Source organism: Pseudoflavonifractor intestinihominis, from assembly GCF_040096055.1.
In the GTDB taxonomy this organism is placed as follows: domain Bacteria; phylum Bacillota; class Clostridia; order Oscillospirales; family Oscillospiraceae; genus Pseudoflavonifractor; species Pseudoflavonifractor intestinihominis.
The window spans coordinates 1-16,474 of record NZ_JBBMFK010000015.1 but is presented as its reverse complement, the minus strand read 5'-3'; the positions used below and the strand labels follow the sequence as shown (position 1 = coordinate 16,474).

The following is a 16,474-nucleotide window of genomic DNA, read 5'->3' as shown; positions in this document are numbered from 1 at the left end:
TATGTTTCGGATTGTAAATCGACTGATCCAATGGACAGGAAAATATAAACGGCGTATTTACATCGGGTTTATCTACGCTTTCATTCATAGCATTTTTACCGCAATTCCTATTATGCTGGCTGCAAAGGGACTGAGTGCTGTTCTGGATGACTGGGGTGGCGTCAAGCCATTGGAGGGCCGGGACATCTGGATCATGCTGGGGGCCATGATTTTAGCTGTATTGGGCCGATACCTGTTCTCATATCTCCGAGCCATCACGCAGGAAAGTGTCGGTTATGAAGCAACCGCTGACGAGAGAATACGGCTGGGAGACATTTTGAAGCGGGTGTCGCTGGGCTTTTTCAGTAAGAACAATATGGGCGAACTGTCCGCAGCGGCCACAACCGACCTCTCGTTTATGGAAATGTTCGCCATGAATATGGTCAACACCGTTGTTAATGGCTATATCACCGTTATCGTCCTGATATTGTTCCTTGCATTTTATAGTCCTCTGGCGGGAGGAATTGCTCTGGCTGGTGTCCTTCTGTCTGCCCTGTTTCTCCATCTGCTGGAGGCGCGCAGCCACCAAAACGCGCCTATCCATCAAAAGGCACAGGACGATATGGTGGAAAGTTCCATCGAGTATCTGCGAGGGATGCAGGTGGTGAAAGCCTTTAAGCAGGAAGGCGTGTCTATTGCCGGTATCCGCAAAGCATACAACGACAGCAAGAAAATCAACATCAAAATTGAAGTGGAATATATGCCCTTCAACTGCCTGCACCTGTTTTCTCTGAAAGCCGCCTCCATTGCCATTGTAGCTGTGGCCGCTCTGCTGACCTATAACGGCAGTATGGAACTTCCTACCATGCTCATGCTGGATATGTTTTCCTTTATGATTTTCGGAAGTGTTGAGGCAATGAACAACGCCGCCCATGTATTGGAGGTCATTGACGCTACGCTGGATAAACTGGACGGCATTGAACACGCCGACATTATAGACAAAGACGGGAAAGATATTTCTTTGCAGAACACAGACATTGCTTTCCGTGATGTGACATTCTCCTACGATAAAGTTCCTGTTTTGCAAAATATCAGCTTTTCCATCCCCCAGGGCAGCACTACGGCCATTGTAGGGCCATCTGGCAGCGGCAAGACCACGATTTGCAACCTGATTGCCCGTTTCTATGATGTGGACAGCGGCGAGGTCACAGTAGGCGGTGAGGATGTGCGGAACATGACCTGTGACAGTTTGCTCCGCAATATCTCGATGGTCTTTCAAAAGGTCTATTTGTTCCACGATACCATTGAAAACAACATCCGTTTCGGCAATCCAGGTGCAACGCAGGAAGAAATTATAGAAGCTGCGAAAAAGGCTCGGTGCCACGACTTCATTATGGCTCTTCCCGATGGATATGAAACGGTGATCGGTGAGGGCGGCTCTACGCTGTCTGGCGGAGAAAAACAGCGCATTTCTATTGCCCGCGCCATTTTGAAAAATGCCAACATTGTAATTCTTGATGAGGCAACAGCAAGTATTGACCCCGAAAATGAGCACCTGATCCAGCAGGCAATCAGTGAATTGACCATTGGAAAAACGGTTATTGTTATCGCCCACCGTCTGGCAACGATTGAACACGCTGACCAGATTTTAGTGGTGGATAAAGGTCAGGTTGTTCAGAAAGGAACACATCAGCAGCTTGTTCAGCAGGAAGGTCTTTATCGCCGTTTCATTACAATCCGTGAGCAGGCAGAGGGCTGGAGCATTGCTTGATACTTTGAAGTGGAACCGTACCATGAAACTTCATGCGTCCGGGGAGGACTATCTGGAGGCCATCCTTGTCCTCAAAAAGAAAAAGGGCATGGTGAGGTCTGCGGATGTGGCCCGACACTTGGAGGTGTCGAAGCCAAGTGTGTGCCATGCGGTGGCTACACTGAAAAAGGGCGGCTTCCTGCTCATGGATGGAGATCACTTCCTGCACCTGACTGATGTGGGCCGGGAAGTGGCGGAGCAAATCTACGAAAAGCATCGCTTCTTTACCGACCGGCTGATTGAAGCCGGTGTAGACCCCGAAACGGCGGAACGGGATGCTTGCCGGATTGAGCATGTAATCAGCGAGGAAACCTTTGAGCGGCTGAAAGTTGCTCATAAACAGAGCGAGAAAGCGGTGATATCATCGGACGAGTCATGATTCTGGAACTGCACGAAAGAGATGCGAAAGTTTTGGAGCAGATCCTGTCTATCCTCAAAAACCACCCTGAGATAGAAAAATTCGAGATTGATGAGGAACCGATGGTATCGCTCCCCAGTCTTGAGATTTTTCCACGCAAACGAAAGGTGTTTCGGGATCGCCAGGAGATTCAGCTTACCGCAAAAGAATATCGGATTCTCCTGCTGCTGGCCGCCAATAAAGGCCGTGTGCTGACCTACGCACAGATTTATGAACAGGTCTGGGGTGATTTCACAACAGGAAACGAGAACAATACGATAGGTTTTCATATCTGCAACCTGCGCGAGAAGCTATATCGGGCTAATCCAGATGCCCCGTTCTACATTCGCTCTGTGCGGGAAGTCGGCTATAGCTTGGAAGTGATTGCAGAGTGATATATAGGGGTTGCTGTGGTTTTATACAGCAACCCTTTTTTGTAATACTTTATTCACTGGCTCTTGACAAACAATATGGTTCGCTCTATTATAACGGTGTTATATATAACACCGTTACATGAGGTGCGCTTATGGAAGAGAAAACGACTGCCACACTGGAAAAAATCCAGCGGGCCGCCATGGAGGAGTTTACGGAGAAAGGCTTTCAGGGTGCCTCCCTGCGGCAGATCGTGAAGCAGGCCGGTGTCACCACCGGCGCACTATATGGCTATTTCTCCAGCAAGGAGGCGCTCTTTGCCTCCATCGTGGAGCCTCACGCCGCTGCGCTGATGGGCCGGTTCATGGAGGCACAGACCGCCTTTGCCGAGATGCCCGAGCAGGAGCAGCCGGAACACATGGGACTGGAGTCCAGCCAGTGCGTCCATTGGATGGTGGACTACATCTGCGACCACCGGGAGCCCGTGAAGCTGCTGCTGTGCAAGGCCGAGGGCACCAGCTATGAGCATTTCGTCCACAATATGGTGGAGGTCGAAGTGGAATACACCCTCCAATACCTGGAGGTTCTGCACCGTCTGGGGCATGAGTCCCCCCAGTTGGATGCCCAGCTATGCCACATCATCGCCAGCGGGATGTTCAATGGCATCTTTGAGATCGTCGTCCACGATATGCCCAAGGAGCAGGCCATGCACTATGTGGATCAGCTGCGGGATTTCTACACTGCCGGGTGGCTGAAGCTGATCGGGCAGTAACATACCGCCAATCTTTTTTGGAAGATCGGGGCTTCGCCCCTTTCTTTTTACACAATCGGTTAGTTAATGCTAACCTTAAAAGGAGGAGTATTTGTGAAGCAAAAGAAGCAAAACGCGCTGTCTGTCCTGCTGGAATACGCAGGCAGCCATCGGCGGCTTACCCTTCTGGGGCTGGGACTGTCGGCGGTGTCCATGGTGTGCAGCATGATCCCGTACCTCTGCATTTGGCTGGCGGCACGAGATCTGATCGCTGTGGCGCCGGACTGGACTCAGGCCCAGAGTGTGACGGACTACGGTTGGATTGCCTTCGCTTTTGCGGTAGGCGGTATCCTCATCTACTTCCTTGGCCTGATGTGTACCCACTTGGCTGCGTTCCGCACGGCAGCCAACATCCGCAAGCAGGGCATGGCCCATGTGATGCAGGCACCGTTGGGTTATTTTGACGCCAATGCCTCCGGTCTGATCCGTAGCAAGCTGGATGCGGCGGCCGCCGACACGGAAACGCTGCTGGCCCACAATCTGGCGGACATTGTAGGCACGATTACATTGTTTCTCGCCATGCTGGTGCTGATGTTCGTGTTTGACTGGCGCATGGGTGCGGCCTGCTTGCTGGCGGCGGTGATTTCCATACTCGCCATGTGCAGCATGATGGGCGGCAAGAATGCCGCATTGATGGCAGAGTACCAGGCGGCTCAGGACCGCATGACCAAATCCGGCACCGAGTATGTGCGCGGCATCCCGGTAGTCAAAATTTTTCAGCAGACCGTCTACTCCTTCAAGGCCTTTCAGCAGGCCATCGAGGACTACAGCGCCAAGGCGGAGCACTATCAGGGCGATGTGTGCCGTGTGCCCCAGTCCATCAACCTGACCTTCACCGAGGGCGCCTTTCTGTTTCTGGTGCCGGTGGTGCTGTTCCTGGCTCACGGTGCGCTGGCTTCCGGTGATTATGCGGGATTTGTAACGAACTTTGCTTTTTACGCCGTGTTCTCCGCTATCATTTCCACCGCGCTGGCCAAAATCATGTTTGCGGCCTCCGGCATGATGTTGGCCGACACCGCTCTGGGCCGCATCCAGCCGGTCATGGACGCGCCGACACTGGCGGTACCGGAGCATCCCCAGACGCCCAAGGACAATCGGGTGGTTTTCCGGGATGTGAGTTTTACCTACGACGGCGCGCAGTCCCCCGCCCTGTCCCATGTCTCCTTCACCGCCGAGCCCGGAGAGACGGTGGCGCTGGTGGGGCCTTCGGGCGGCGGCAAGACCACTGCCGCCAGCCTGATCCCCCGGTTCTGGGATGCGGATACTGGCACGGTAGAGGTGGGCGGCATGGATGTGCGCCAGCTCGATCCCCATGTTCTGATGGAGCAGGTGGCTTTCGTGTTCCAGAACAACCGGCTGTTCAAAGCCAGCATTCTGGAAAATGTTCGGGCCGCCCGGCCCGACGCCAGCCGGGAGCAGGTGCTGGCCGCCCTGGAGGCCGCCCAGTGCGGCGACATTCTGGAAAAGCTGCCCCAGGGACTGGACACCGTGATCGGCACCGAGGGAACCTATCTCTCCGGCGGCGAGGCCCAGCGCATCGCCCTGGCCCGGGCCATTTTGAAGGACGCACCTATCGTAGTGCTGGATGAGGCTACGGCCTTTGCCGACCCGGAAAATGAGGCGCTGATACAGAAAGCCTTCGCACGGCTGACGAAGGACCGCACCGTCATCATGATCGCCCACCGACTCTCCACGGTGGTGGGTGCGGACAAGATCCTGGTTCTGGAGGGTGGCCGGGTGACGGAGCAAGGCACCCACGGGGAGCTGATCACGGCAGGAGGATTGTACACACGGATGTGGGCCGACTACAATCAGGCGATCCAGTGGAAAATGGAAAGCGGCAAGGAGGAACGGTAATGTTCGGAGCAAACTTTCAACGGAAATATGCCCTGACGGATCAGGGCGTACAGAACACCAAAAAGGGAACCTTCTGGACGGTAATCGTCAATCTGGTGGTCATGGGTGGGGTCGGCATTTTGTACCTTGTGATGTCCGGCCTTATGGAAACTTTGGCCGGCGGTGTCCTGCCTGTGGCCTTGCCGGTGCTGGCTGGCCTCGTGATATTTGCATTTCTCTCCTTTCTCACTCATCTCCAGCAGTACAAGGCCACCTACGGCCTGGTGTACGGTGAGGTCAAGGCCACTCGCCTGCGTCTGGCGGAGCGGCTTCGCAAGTTGCCGCTCGGATTTTTCGGCAAGCGGGATCTGGCCGACCTGACGGAGACCCTGATGGGCGATGTCAACCGCATGGAGCATGTCTGGAGCCATGTGCTGGGCTACTTGTACGGCTCCTACATATCCACCGCCGTGATTGCGGTGTGCCTGCTCTGGTATGACTGGCGGCTGGCCCTTGCCTGCCTCTGGGGGGTGCCGGTGGCCTTCGGCCTGCTGTTTGGGAGCCGGAAGCTTACCGAGCGCCAGGCAGAGCAGATCAAGCGCGCCGCTGTGCGGGTCTCGGACGGGATGCAGGAGGCGCTGGAAAATGTGCGGGAGATCCGTGCCACCAATCAGGAGGAGCGATACCTTGCCGGGCTGTACCGGAAGATTGACGACCATGAACGGATCATGATCCGCGGCGAGCTGGTCACCGGCCTGTTCGTCAACGGGGCCAGCGTCATCATGCGGCTGGGCGTGGCCACCACGATCCTTGTGGGTGCGGGGCTGATTTTGTCGGGACAGATCGACTTCATGCTGCTGTTCCTGTTCCTGATGGTCATCACCCGGATCTATGCCCCCTTCGATCAGAGCCTGGCACTGATCGCCGAGCTGTTTGTCTCCCAGGTGTCGGCAGACCGGATGAATGCTCTGTTCGACACGCCCATCGCCGAAGGGGCGGAGGTTTTCCAACCCCAGGGACACGACATTGTCTTTGACCATGTGGAGTTCGCCTATGATAAAGAGGCTGTCCTGCACGATGTCAGCTTTACCGCCAAAGAAGGCGAGATCACTGCGCTGGTGGGGCCCTCCGGCTCCGGCAAAAGTACCTGCGCCCGGCTGGCTGCCCGCCTGTGGGATATCACCGGGGGTACTATTAAAGTGGGCGGGGTGGATATCGCCACGGTGGACCCGGAGGTGCTGTTGACCGATTACTCCATGGTTTTTCAGGATGTGGTGCTGTTTGACGACACGGTGATGGAGAATATTCGCCTGGGCAGGCGAGGTGCCTCTGACGCGGAGGTGATGGCTGCGGCCAGGGCCGCCAACTGCGAGGAGTTTGTCAGTAAACTGCCACAGGGATATCAGACGCCCATCGGAGAAAACGGCGCCAAGCTCTCCGGCGGCGAGCGGCAGCGCATCTCCATCGCCCGAGCGCTGCTCAAGAACGCGCCCATCGTGTTGCTGGATGAGGCCACCGCCTCTCTGGATGTGGAAAACGAAACCAAGGTGCAGGGGGCGCTTTCTCGGCTTCTGGCGGGCAAAACGGTACTGGTCATCGCCCATCGGATGCGCACCGTGGCCGGGGCGGATCATATCGTGGTGCTGAAGGACGGAAAGGTGGCGCAGCAAGGCTCCCCGCAGGCGCTGATGGCTGAGGGCGGCCTGTTCCGGCACATGGTGGAGCTCCAGAGTGAAAGCGCCCAGTGGCAGTTGAGTGGGGCAAGGCCATAATTCTTTGTGCAATAGAGAGAAGCCCACAGTTCCGGACACAAAACTGTGGGCTTCTTTCTGAATCAAAAAGACAAAATACATTTGATTTAATCGTCATCAGCAATCGAAAGCCGTGCCCTGCGCCGATACTCCAGCGGAGGGCAGCCGAAGCGCCGGACAAAAACTGCGGCAAATTTGCTCTGATTTTCGTAGCCTACCTGTGCTGCGATCTCCGCCACTCGTAATTCACTGCTCTGCAGCAATTCTGCGGCCCGGCGCATCCTCACCTCCCGCAAAAATGTGGAGAGGTTTTCTCCAAACACACCGCGGAAGTAATTCTTGAGGCTGGTTTCGGCAATCTGGAACCGCTCTGCCAGCTCCCGCGCTGTGTGGTTCTGGCTCAGGTCTGCGCACAGGATGTTCTGTATCTCTCTGGCGATGGCCACCTGAGAGCTGGTAAAATAGCGGACTGCGGGACTGGTTTCAAGAGACTGGCGTTCTACCTTCCAAAGCAGCTGGGCGGAGAGAAGTTTCAACAGTCCCACTTCCTCCGAATCTCGAAACTGCCACAGGTTATCCAGCAATGTCTGCACACAGGCAGGCGTGGGTCCCAAATACAGTCGGCGGGAGGTATGCAGGTGCTCCATGATCCCCTCCAGGCTTACCTCCCCCTCCTGAAACAGTGGATAGGGACGATGGGCCAACAAATCCAGATCCAAAAACAACTCGATACCCTCATAGAGACCGCTGGGGTAGCGATACTCCTCCTGAGCCTGCTGGGTTCCTACGGCCATGTGTCCTTGAGAGAGGAAGGCAAACTGTCCATCCTCCAGCGCCACCTCACAGCGCCCCTTTCGGCAGAAGTTCAGCAGCAGAATGTTGGCCGCTTCATTTTGTGCCAAAGGCCATACTTGGGTATAGATCCGGTTGAAAGAAAGAACTGCACCATCCCATAGGGAGAACAATCGCAGGTTTCCGTTTTCCGGGCCGCAGAGGGTCATCACCGCAGCCTTGCCGGCGGATTGAACCTTCACATGGCCCGGGAAACGGCTGGCATCAAAAAGTTGCGTCATATTGGACATGAGCAGCGCCTCCGTTACTCGATCTGGCTTTGATTGTACCGGACCGGCAACGAGCCGTCAATGATTGCTCAGAAACTAAGTGCTGTTTGGAGCCAAAACACCTGTATGGAGTTGGTAGCAGACAAGCAGTTATGCTATCCTGTCTTGTGGTTAGCGATACCTAACGATTACCGACAGGAGGAAATGAAATATGTCTCAATCATTGGAACAGGGAAAACGCAAACTGACTGCCAAAGACGCCATCACCGCCGGCGCACTGGGGGCGGTGTGCATTGCCATCCGCTTTCTTTTTATGCTGGTGGGCGGCGTCAGCCCCTATGTATGGTTTGCTACCCACTTTATTGATGCCATTCTGATCGGGCCGGTGTTCATGCTGATGGTGGCCAAGGTGCGGAAAAACGGCCCCTTCCTGCTCACCAGCCTGATCACCGGCTTGGTGCTGGTGGCCGCCACCTGGATGTTCCCCATCACGGGACTGGTGGGAGGAATTCTGTGTGAGCTGTGCCTGCGGGCTGGACAGTTCCGGAAGAAAGGCTGGCTGATGCTGGGCTTCTTCTGCTTCAATCTGGGCTTTATCGGGGACTTTCTGCCCCTCTGGTTTACCAAAGAAAGCTATTTGGAGTATGCCGCCCAGATGATGGACGCTGGCTATATGGCCACCATGGAGGGCCTGCTGACCTGGCCGGTGTTCGGGGTCATTGTACTGAGCATTCTGGTAGGTTCTGTTCTGGGCTCCTTGCTGGGTATGAAGCTCATGCGTAAGCATTTTGTCAAGGCCGGGCTGGCCCAATGAGGAAGAATATTCGCCCTTCTTTTCTTGATCCTCGAACCAAGATCCTGATCTGGCTGTTGGCCAATGTGGTGGTATTCACCTGGAGCCCTGCGGTTTTCCAGCTCAGTGTCATGGTAGCCTATTTGATTCTCTTTCTGGTAGAACGGAAAGGAACCATGCTGGCAGGGCTGCTGGCGACATATCTGGCTATCCTGGCGATACAGTACTGGCTGTTACCGCTGCTGCCCGGCTCTTTGGCTACGGTCTTTGCTACGGTAACCTACTTCATTCTGGTGTTCCCCTGCATTGCCGGCGGTGCCTATCTGATTGCCACCACCAGCGTCAGCCAGTTCATGGCTGCTTTGGAGAGGATGGGTGCTCCCCGGAGTTTTTCTATTACCCTTGCGGTGACTTTGCGCTTTCTGCCTGCACTTCGGCAGGATTTGCGTCATATCTGGGATGCAATGAATCTTCGAAATATCCGTGGCTTTGAGGAGAAACTGGAGTGCATTTATGTACCAATGCTTATGGGGGCAGCCCAGACAGCAGAAGAACTCAGCGAGTCCGCCACCGCTCGGGGCATCGAATTCCCAGGAAAGATGTCCTCCTGGCGGCCCATCGGATTTCACATCCAGGATGTGGTGGTCACACTACTGTTTTTGGCTCTCTGCGTGGGCGGAATCTGCTGCAAGGGGGTGCTGCCATGATTATCTTTGACCATGTGACCTATGCTTATGAGGGCAAGGAGACGCCAAGCCTTCGGGACTGCACCTTTTCTGTGAAACCGGGGGAACTTATCCTGCTCACCGGAGAGAGCGGCTGCGGCAAGACCACAATCATCAAGCTCGTCAATGGCCTGCTCCAGCATACTGGAGGTGGGACACTGGCGGGAACTGTTATGGTCGGCGGCCAGGATGTGGCACAGACCCCGCTGTGGGAACTGGCGCGGACGGTGGGTTCGGTGTTTCAGAACCCCAAGTCCCAGTTCTTCAATCTGGACACCACCAGCGAGGTGCTTTTTGGGCTGGAGAGTCGTGGAGCGTCCCATGATGAAATGGCACAGGCGCTGGAATCCGCTGTCCAAGTCTGCGGAGTGGGACCGCTGCTGGAGCGGAGCATTTTTGCTCTGTCCGGTGGAGAAAAACAGCGCATTGCCTGCGCCAGCGCCTGGGCCATGGGGCCGGAGCTGTTTGTACTGGACGAGCCTTCCTCCAATCTGGATGGGGAGGGTATCCGCCAGCTCCGGGAGATCCTGAAACAGTTGAAAAAGGGCGGAAAGACCGTGTTGATGGCAGAGCACCGCCTTTGGTACGCTGCGGATCTTGCTGATCGGGTGTTCTATCTGCGGAGCGGGCAGCTGGAACGGGAATATAACGGGAAAGATTTCCTCGCTCTGCACGAGGAGGAACGCCGCTCCATGGGACTGCGGAGCATTGCGGAGGTACCGGTGTCCTCGCCTGAGCCAAGCCCAGCGGCTGGAGCAGACGGCTTGATGGTTCGGGAGTTGCGGGCGACCTATAACGGTGCGGCTGTATGGGAGGGCGTATCTTTCCATGCGCCCAGGGGACAAATTACCGCCATTACCGGCCAAAACGGGGCAGGCAAGACCACCCTGGCCCGGTGTCTGTGCGGTTTGATGAAGGAACAAAGCGGTACAATTTTTTGGGATGGAAAGCCTCTGAGCCGAACGGAAAGAAGGCGGAAGGCGTTCCTGATCATGCAGGATGTGAACCTCCAGCTTTTTGGAGACAGCGTGCTGGCAGAGATCCGGCTGGGAAATACGGCCACAGAGCAGGAGGCTTTGACAACCTTGGGCCGAATGGATCTGGCTCAGTATGCGGATACTCACCCCATGGCTCTATCCGGCGGGCAGAAGCAGAGGCTGGCCGTTGCAGATGGCTGTTTCAGCGGAAAGGAACTGCTGATCTTTGACGAGCCTACCAGCGGACTTGACTATGGCCACATGCTGGAGGTGAGCCGACGCCTCCGGGAGTTGGCGGAGCAGGGACTATGTGTGGTGGTTATCACCCATGACGGAGAATTCCTGCGGGAGAGTGGGGCTTGGACGGCGGATTGGCTGCCAAATGACAAGCAGCGATGAAGTGTCCAGGAAATAGCCGCCTATATAACAGAAGGGGGACTGACTATGCCTTTGCACAAATCGGGTGAAGATTATCTGGAGGCCATCCTTGTTCTCCAAAAGAAAAAGGGCATGGTGAGGTCTGCGGATGTGGCTCGGCACATGGATGTGTCCAAGCCCAGCGTGTGCCATGCGGTGGCTACACTAAAAAAGGGCGGCTTCCTACTCATGGATGGAGATCACTTCCTGCACCTGACTGATCTCGGCCGTGAGGTTGCCGAGGATACCTACGAAAAGCATCTCTTTTTTACAGAGATACTTGTGGCAGCTGGTGTCGATCCTGTTACTGCCGAACGGGATGCCTGCCGGATTGAGCATGTAGTCAGCAAGGAAACCTTTGAGCGACTGAAAGCAACTCGTAAACTGAGTGGGAAAGCGGTGATATCATCGGACGAGTCATGATTCTGGAGCTGCACGAAAGAGATACGGAAGTTTTGGAGCAGATCCTGTCTATCCTCAAAAACCACCCTGAGATAGAAAAATTCGAGATTGATGAGGAACCGATGGTGTCGCTCCCTGGTCTTGAGATCTTTCCAAGCAGACGAAAGGTCTTTCGGGATCGCCAGGAGATTCAGCTTACCGCAAAAGAATATCGGATTCTCCTGCTGCTGGCCACCAACAAAGGCCGTGTGCTGACCTACGCACAGATTTACGAACAGGTCTGGGGCGATTTCACTACAGGAAACGAAAACAATACGATAGGTTTTCATATCTGCAACCTGCGCGAGAAGCTGTATCGGGCTAATCCAGATGCCCCGTTCTACATTCGCTCCGTGCGGGAAGTCGGATACTGCCTGGATGTCGATGAACCGTAATTCTACCGCCATTTTCTTTCACATGGATGTCTTTTCTCTGATCTAAATCTCTGTTAGAGTGAGTCCTTCTGGGTGGTTCACAATGAACCGCCCCTTGGTCCACCGCACGGGCGCAAATCTCCCTTGGCGGAAGATTTTGAAATTATTATTGATACAGAGAGTGGTTTGTACTGCATTGTGGTACAAACCACTCTCTCATTTATATCACGGTATAAAGATTGGAGGTGCTGCTCCCGTTTGCTCTTTGGCGGGAAGCCTTTTTCAGATATCCGTGCCGCTCCAGATCGTGAAGCGCCCGCTTGACCGTGGAGCGGGACAGCTTCATGTCCGAGGCAATGGTCTTAATGCCCGGCCAGCACTTTCCCTCGGCATCGGAGCGATCTCGCAGGTACATATAGACCGCCTTCGCTCTGGAGGGAAGCTCAGTGTCGGCGTAAATCGTTCCGAAGTAACTCATCGTTCCTCCTCTCCGAATGTCTTCATTTGCTTTCCCCTTTTTACAGCCCTCTCCTGAGCCGGAGCATGGGCGATGCCGCCCCGGCTGGATACCGCATAGCCGCGGCTTTCGTCCATCTCCTCCGGCTCACTGAGCTGCGGGAGATTCCACTCCAGATCCACCCGGTTGGCATAGGCCACCGCTCGGTTGGCTCTCTCCGGCACCACATACGGCTCCCCGAAGGTAATGCCCCAGTTTAAGAAGAGTTGGAGCCGGGTCCGCATGGGATGAGTGCCGGTTTTCATGACGATAAAGCTGCCCTTGGGAATGGATTTTAGCTCGTCGGGCGTCAGCAGGGCGCGCTCCATCATCTGCAGGCTCTGGCTGGGATCGTTCTTGCCCCGGCTCACCGAGCCGGAGAGGACGGTGCGGCTGCCCAGGGCTTTGGACAGCACCTCCGCAGTCTGGCTGTTGGGGGCGAAGCCGCCGAAGATGGTGTCCTGGCAGTTGTCCTGAATGATCTCGCAGCCCTCTTTCCCGTAGTTTTTTTCAAGTTGCGCTAAGGACTGGATGATCGGCACGAGCGTTAACCGGCGAGAGCGTCCAGCTGAGAAAAGGGGCAGTATATCAAACGGAGGCATGGTGCCGAATTCATCACAGAAAAGCACCACCCGGTTCTTCAGCTTGCCGCCGTTCTCATCGGCCACGGCGAACAGCTCCCGGCTCAGGTTCTGAATCATGAGACCGGCCATAAAGTTCTTGGTCGTGTCTTCTTCCGGCAGGATCAGAAAGATGGCAGACTTCTCCGAAGCAAACTTCTCAGCGTCAATGGCGCTGTCGAAGCACAGAATCTGCTCCAGCTCGCTGTCCAGAAAGGCATTCAAGCGGGACAGCACGGTGGACATGACGGAGGCCATTGCCTGCTCGGCGCTGTTGAGGGCGGCGCCGGCAAACCACCTCGCCTTGTGATCCGGCGGCAGTTTTGCCATCAGGAGCTGGAAGTGGCTCTTGCCCTTGACACGGCTGGGCTCCAGCAGATCCTGCACCAGCTTGAACACGGAGACGATATGGCGGCGCTCCTGGGGGTGGTCTTTATCGGGCGGCAGGAACTCGGCCAGCATCAGGATGACCGAGGTGAGAAGCCCTTCCGCCGCATCGTAGAAGAAAGCGTTCTGGCCGCGGTTGCTGTCATCGCCGTCCGGATTGACGATGGTCTTGGACAGGATTTTGGCGTATTTCTCGGCCTTGGCCCGGGCCGCGAGATTGTTCGGGTCACTCCGGGCAATGTCCATATACCGGTTGACCAGCGTCAGCAGATTGTTACCGTCTGAGCGGGTGGGATTTCGCAGGTCGATCACGGCCACATTCTGATACCCATAGCAGTTCTTGGCAATGGCGCCGTAATTGCGGGCGAGGTCGCCCTTGCTGTCCAGCGCCAGCCAGCTCATGCCGCTGGCGCAGGCGTACTCCAGATTGGGATAGAGAAAATAGGCGGTCTTGCCGATGCCGGAAGCGCCGATCATCAGGCAGTGGATGTCATCGCTGTCCACCAGAGCGGTGAGTTCGCCTTTCTTTCCCTTGCACCCCAGCACCAGCCCCTGCTCCGTGGGCAGGTTCTGGCCGCTGCGCCATTTCTTCACCTCGAAGGGGACATGGGCATAGGTCTGCCGGATCTCTTTGGCTGTGGCCCATCTTGCGGTGCCGTGCTGGCCGTCGCCGACCGTTTTGGATTTGATCCCGCTCAGGGTATAGTAGTGGGACAAGGCGGCCAGACAGCCGATGACCAGAAACATCAGCCCGCCGGCGGCCAACAAAATCAGGACTTGGTGTGGCATGGTTAACCCCTTTCAGGGCACACCACTTCCTGCTCGGTTCCATACTTCTGAATGCGCACATCACTCTTGTTACGGCCTACTTCGGGCGAACAGGAAGTGGTGTGCGTTGTTGTTATTTACTGCATGACTTGTGCGTAGGACGGTTCCTCAGCGGTCAGATCATCATTCCAATCCTTGTGTGCGGGAATGAGCCTTTCCACCGTGTACCTCTCTGCCAGCTGTTCCTTCATGCGCCGGCTGGCCAGATGGCCAGCCTCGTCATTGTCGAGGCAGAGCAGGACCGTATTGATCTGCGGCTGCCGCTCCAGCAGCTTCAGCACCGGCTGAATGGAGGTGCCGCAGCAGGCCACATAGCTGTGGCTCTGCCAGCCCTCCGGATGGAGCGTGATGTAGGAGAGCATATCGATGGGAGCTTCGAACACATAGAGGCTCCCATCTGTGCCGATGTGGTGGAAGCTGTGGCGGGGATCGCAGCCCTCCACATTGAGCCGGAAGGCTTTGCCGAAGCTGTTGGCGCTGCGCTTGTGGGCATGGCGGGGGACGCCGTCTTCATCCGTACCCACGAAAACCGCATTGTGGTAATCGGCGTCTTCATACAGCAGCTTCTCTCTTGCAAAGTGCGCCACAACGCTCCGGTCGATATTCCGGTGCTTGACCAGATAGGCATAGACCCGGCGCATATTGGAATTGGCCGGCGGAAGGACAAAGGGCTTCGGCGGCTCCTCTACCCGTTCTTCGGCAGAGGGATAAACCGTTCCCAGCTCGCCTCCCAGAAGCATGGTCACCGCCTCCGGATAGCTGAGGTGATAAAACCGCTGCACGAAGCTGACGGCGTGGCCGCCCCGCTCCTCGGCATGATCGTACCACTCGTTGCCGCGGATGGTGACACTATGGTCACGGGCCAGCCGTTTCTCTCTGCCGGAGGCAAGGAGCTTTTCGCCCCGGCAGCGGAGGAACTCCTCCAGATCAACGGAGGCGGCTCGCTGCTTCTGTTCTTCCGTGAAATGAATGTAAGTCGACATAGGCTCCTCCTGTTACATGGTCTGCTGATAGGATACCTGCTCCTCATGATCATCCGCCTTGTGGCCCATGGCCATCCGCTTTTCCGTCAGCCGCTTGCGCCGTTTGGAATCAATGCGAATCCCTGCCGGATTGCGAGGCGGCATGGAATTGTCCCGGAAGATCCGGCTCATGTGGTGGAGCAGTTTGGTTGCCGCCAGCATCACGGACGGATCACGGAACTGGTCGAAGCGGTCGAGGAAGAATTGGGCGTACTCATTGCCCTGGGCGGCGGAGCGTGTGAACCACTCTCTGGCCTGCTCCCGATCCTGCTCCACATCCCGGCCCAGGAGATACAGCTTTCCCAAGGTGTATTGGGCAAAGGGATTTCCCTGTCCGGCAGCAGTGGTCAGGTACTCCAGAGCCTTTGCCACATTCTTTGTCACAGACTCACCGGTGAGATAGAGTTTCCCCAGACAGTATTGGGCAAACTGGTTTCCATGCCCGGCGGCCCTGTCCAGCCAGCGCATGGCCTCCGCTGTGCGCTTCTGGGAAAGGAGCAGTTTTCCGAGAGCGTATTCTGAAAAGTCATTTCCGGCCTCTGCAGATAAGCGAAACCACTGCTCCGCTTTTTCGTGGTCCCGCATGGTGGAGAGATCATCCCGATAGAACTTGCCGATCTGATGCGCCGCCACCGTGTATCCTTCCGCCCAGAGCTGTTCCAGCACTCGGACGGCTTCGGCGTGTTCCTCGTCCAACGCATAGACATCCCGCAGGATCGCTTTGGCGGCACGATAGCGTCGAGCCTGTTCATATACGCTGTTGGATCGATGCTCCTCATGTGCCGTCTCCGGCTCATCTTGCATCTTCTCATCTTCAAAAGTCAGGAGGCCGAGACGAATATTCTCGGCCTCCCGGATGATATCGTTTTTGATCCGGCGGAACTCTTTTTGCTGAGAGAGCGGGAGATGCTCCCGCGGTGTACGGCTGCCATAGCACTCGTTCAACTCATCCCGGATCTGATTCCAGGTCTCATAGCACTTCGCCACTTCCGGCTGCCGGGCCAGCTCATCTACGATGGCGTCCACCAACGCCTTCAGCGGCTTCTTCAGATAGCCATACTGCTTTTTTCCGGTGGTGGTTTCCAGGGCCTGCACCAGCTGGCGCATCTGCTTCTCGATGACGGGGTTGTCGCAGAGCTGACGCTCCATCTTCTGAATCAGCTCCCGCATGGTATCCTGCGCCGCTTCGATCAGTTCTTTATAGGCCACATCCTTCCGCTCGTAGATCTGATTCATCTCATCACGGAAGATGGTGTTGGTCAGCTTGGAGCGCATGGCCGCAATGTTCAGGCGCTTTTATGAGGCCATCAAGGCCGGAAAGTAGGAGGTGCATATTATGGAAAACATCTTTGCCGCATTTGCGGACAAGGCCAATCT

The 16,474-nt window shown here is 56.0% G+C and carries 16 protein-coding genes; 11 read left to right on the top strand and 5 right to left on the bottom strand.

From position 1 onward, the window contains the following. The first annotated feature begins 1 nt into the window (after position 1). The 6 genes from WMO64_RS10065 to WMO64_RS10040 all read left to right on the top strand — a co-directional run bounded on the left by WMO64_RS10065 (position 2) and on the right by WMO64_RS10040 (position 6,977). Complete coding sequence (locus WMO64_RS10065; protein ID WP_349231889.1) at positions 2-1,750, top strand: ABC transporter ATP-binding protein; 1,749 nt, start codon at positions 2-4, stop codon at positions 1,748-1,750. A gap of 22 nt (positions 1,751-1,772) precedes the next feature. Further along, positions 1,773-2,168 carry a metal-dependent transcriptional regulator gene (locus WMO64_RS10060; protein WP_349231888.1) on the top strand — a complete coding sequence of 132 codons (396 nt, stop codon included), beginning with the start codon at positions 1,773-1,775 and terminating at the stop codon, positions 2,166-2,168. Then, complete coding sequence (locus WMO64_RS10055; protein WP_349231887.1) at positions 2,165-2,581, top strand: winged helix-turn-helix domain-containing protein; 417 nt, start codon at positions 2,165-2,167, stop codon at positions 2,579-2,581. Before WMO64_RS10060 ends, WMO64_RS10055 begins: the two co-directional genes overlap by 4 nt. A 131-nt stretch (positions 2,582-2,712) precedes the next feature. Further along, positions 2,713-3,330 carry a TetR/AcrR family transcriptional regulator gene (locus WMO64_RS10050; RefSeq protein ID WP_349231886.1) on the top strand — a complete coding sequence of 206 codons (618 nt, stop codon included), beginning with the start codon at positions 2,713-2,715 and terminating at the stop codon, positions 3,328-3,330. 93 nt (positions 3,331-3,423) lie between these two features. Beyond that, a complete protein-coding gene (locus WMO64_RS10045; protein WP_349231885.1) occupies positions 3,424-5,226 on the top strand; it encodes an ABC transporter ATP-binding protein in 1,803 nt (600 codons plus the stop codon). Next, positions 5,226-6,977 (top strand): ABC transporter ATP-binding protein, encoded by a 1,752-nt coding sequence (locus WMO64_RS10040; RefSeq protein ID WP_118426298.1) that lies wholly within the window; start codon positions 5,226-5,228, stop codon positions 6,975-6,977. The genes WMO64_RS10045 and WMO64_RS10040 overlap by 1 nt, the downstream gene beginning before the upstream one ends. Positions 6,978-7,063: 86 nt before the next feature. Here WMO64_RS10040 and WMO64_RS10035 read toward each other — a convergent pair whose 3' ends face one another. Further along, entirely contained in the window at positions 7,064-8,038 is a 975-nt protein-coding gene (locus WMO64_RS10035) for a helix-turn-helix domain-containing protein (protein WP_349231884.1), read from the bottom strand. Between the two features lie 190 nt (positions 8,039-8,228). Between WMO64_RS10035 and WMO64_RS10030 the strand changes: the two genes are divergently transcribed. The 5 genes from WMO64_RS10030 to WMO64_RS10010 are packed head-to-tail and all read left to right on the top strand — an operon-like array spanning position 8,229 to position 11,765. Beyond that, positions 8,229-8,831: an MptD family putative ECF transporter S component gene (locus WMO64_RS10030; RefSeq protein ID WP_077138554.1), complete on the top strand. Its 603-nt coding sequence runs from the start codon at positions 8,229-8,231 to the stop codon at positions 8,829-8,831. Beyond that, positions 8,828-9,517 carry an energy-coupling factor transporter transmembrane component T gene (locus tag WMO64_RS10025; protein ID WP_058964282.1) on the top strand — a complete coding sequence of 230 codons (690 nt, stop codon included), beginning with the start codon at positions 8,828-8,830 and terminating at the stop codon, positions 9,515-9,517. Before WMO64_RS10030 ends, WMO64_RS10025 begins: the two co-directional genes overlap by 4 nt. After that, a complete protein-coding gene (locus WMO64_RS10020; RefSeq protein ID WP_349231883.1) occupies positions 9,514-10,911 on the top strand; it encodes an ABC transporter ATP-binding protein in 1,398 nt (465 codons plus the stop codon). Before WMO64_RS10025 ends, WMO64_RS10020 begins: the two co-directional genes overlap by 4 nt. Positions 10,912-10,956: 45 nt before the next feature. After that, positions 10,957-11,352, top strand: coding sequence for a metal-dependent transcriptional regulator (locus tag WMO64_RS10015; RefSeq protein WP_087180298.1), 396 nt, complete (start codon positions 10,957-10,959; stop codon positions 11,350-11,352). Next, complete coding sequence (locus tag WMO64_RS10010; protein WP_227604060.1) at positions 11,349-11,765, top strand: winged helix-turn-helix domain-containing protein; 417 nt, start codon at positions 11,349-11,351, stop codon at positions 11,763-11,765. Before WMO64_RS10015 ends, WMO64_RS10010 begins: the two co-directional genes overlap by 4 nt. 199 nt (positions 11,766-11,964) lie before the next feature. Here the strand turns inward: WMO64_RS10010 and WMO64_RS10005 are convergent, their stop codons facing one another. The 4 genes from WMO64_RS10005 to mobL all read right to left on the bottom strand — a co-directional run bounded on the left by WMO64_RS10005 (position 11,965) and on the right by mobL (position 16,372). Further along, a complete protein-coding gene (locus WMO64_RS10005) occupies positions 11,965-12,222 on the bottom strand; it encodes a helix-turn-helix domain-containing protein (RefSeq protein WP_349231882.1) in 258 nt (85 codons plus the stop codon). After that, entirely contained in the window at positions 12,219-14,036 is a 1,818-nt protein-coding gene (locus WMO64_RS10000) for a type IV secretory system conjugative DNA transfer family protein (RefSeq protein ID WP_349231881.1), read from the bottom strand. The genes WMO64_RS10005 and WMO64_RS10000 overlap by 4 nt, the downstream gene beginning before the upstream one ends. A gap of 116 nt (positions 14,037-14,152) precedes the next feature. Further along, the gene (locus WMO64_RS09995; RefSeq protein ID WP_349231880.1) at positions 14,153-15,058 is read right to left on the bottom strand and encodes a DUF3991 and toprim domain-containing protein; all 906 of its coding nucleotides are present in this window, start codon (positions 15,056-15,058) and stop codon (positions 14,153-14,155) included. A 12-nt stretch (positions 15,059-15,070) separates the two neighbouring features. Next, positions 15,071-16,372, bottom strand: a complete 1,302-nt coding sequence (gene mobL, locus WMO64_RS09990) for a relaxase MobL (RefSeq protein ID WP_349231879.1) — start codon at positions 16,370-16,372, stop codon at positions 15,071-15,073. Positions 16,373-16,474: the final 102 nt, after the last annotated feature.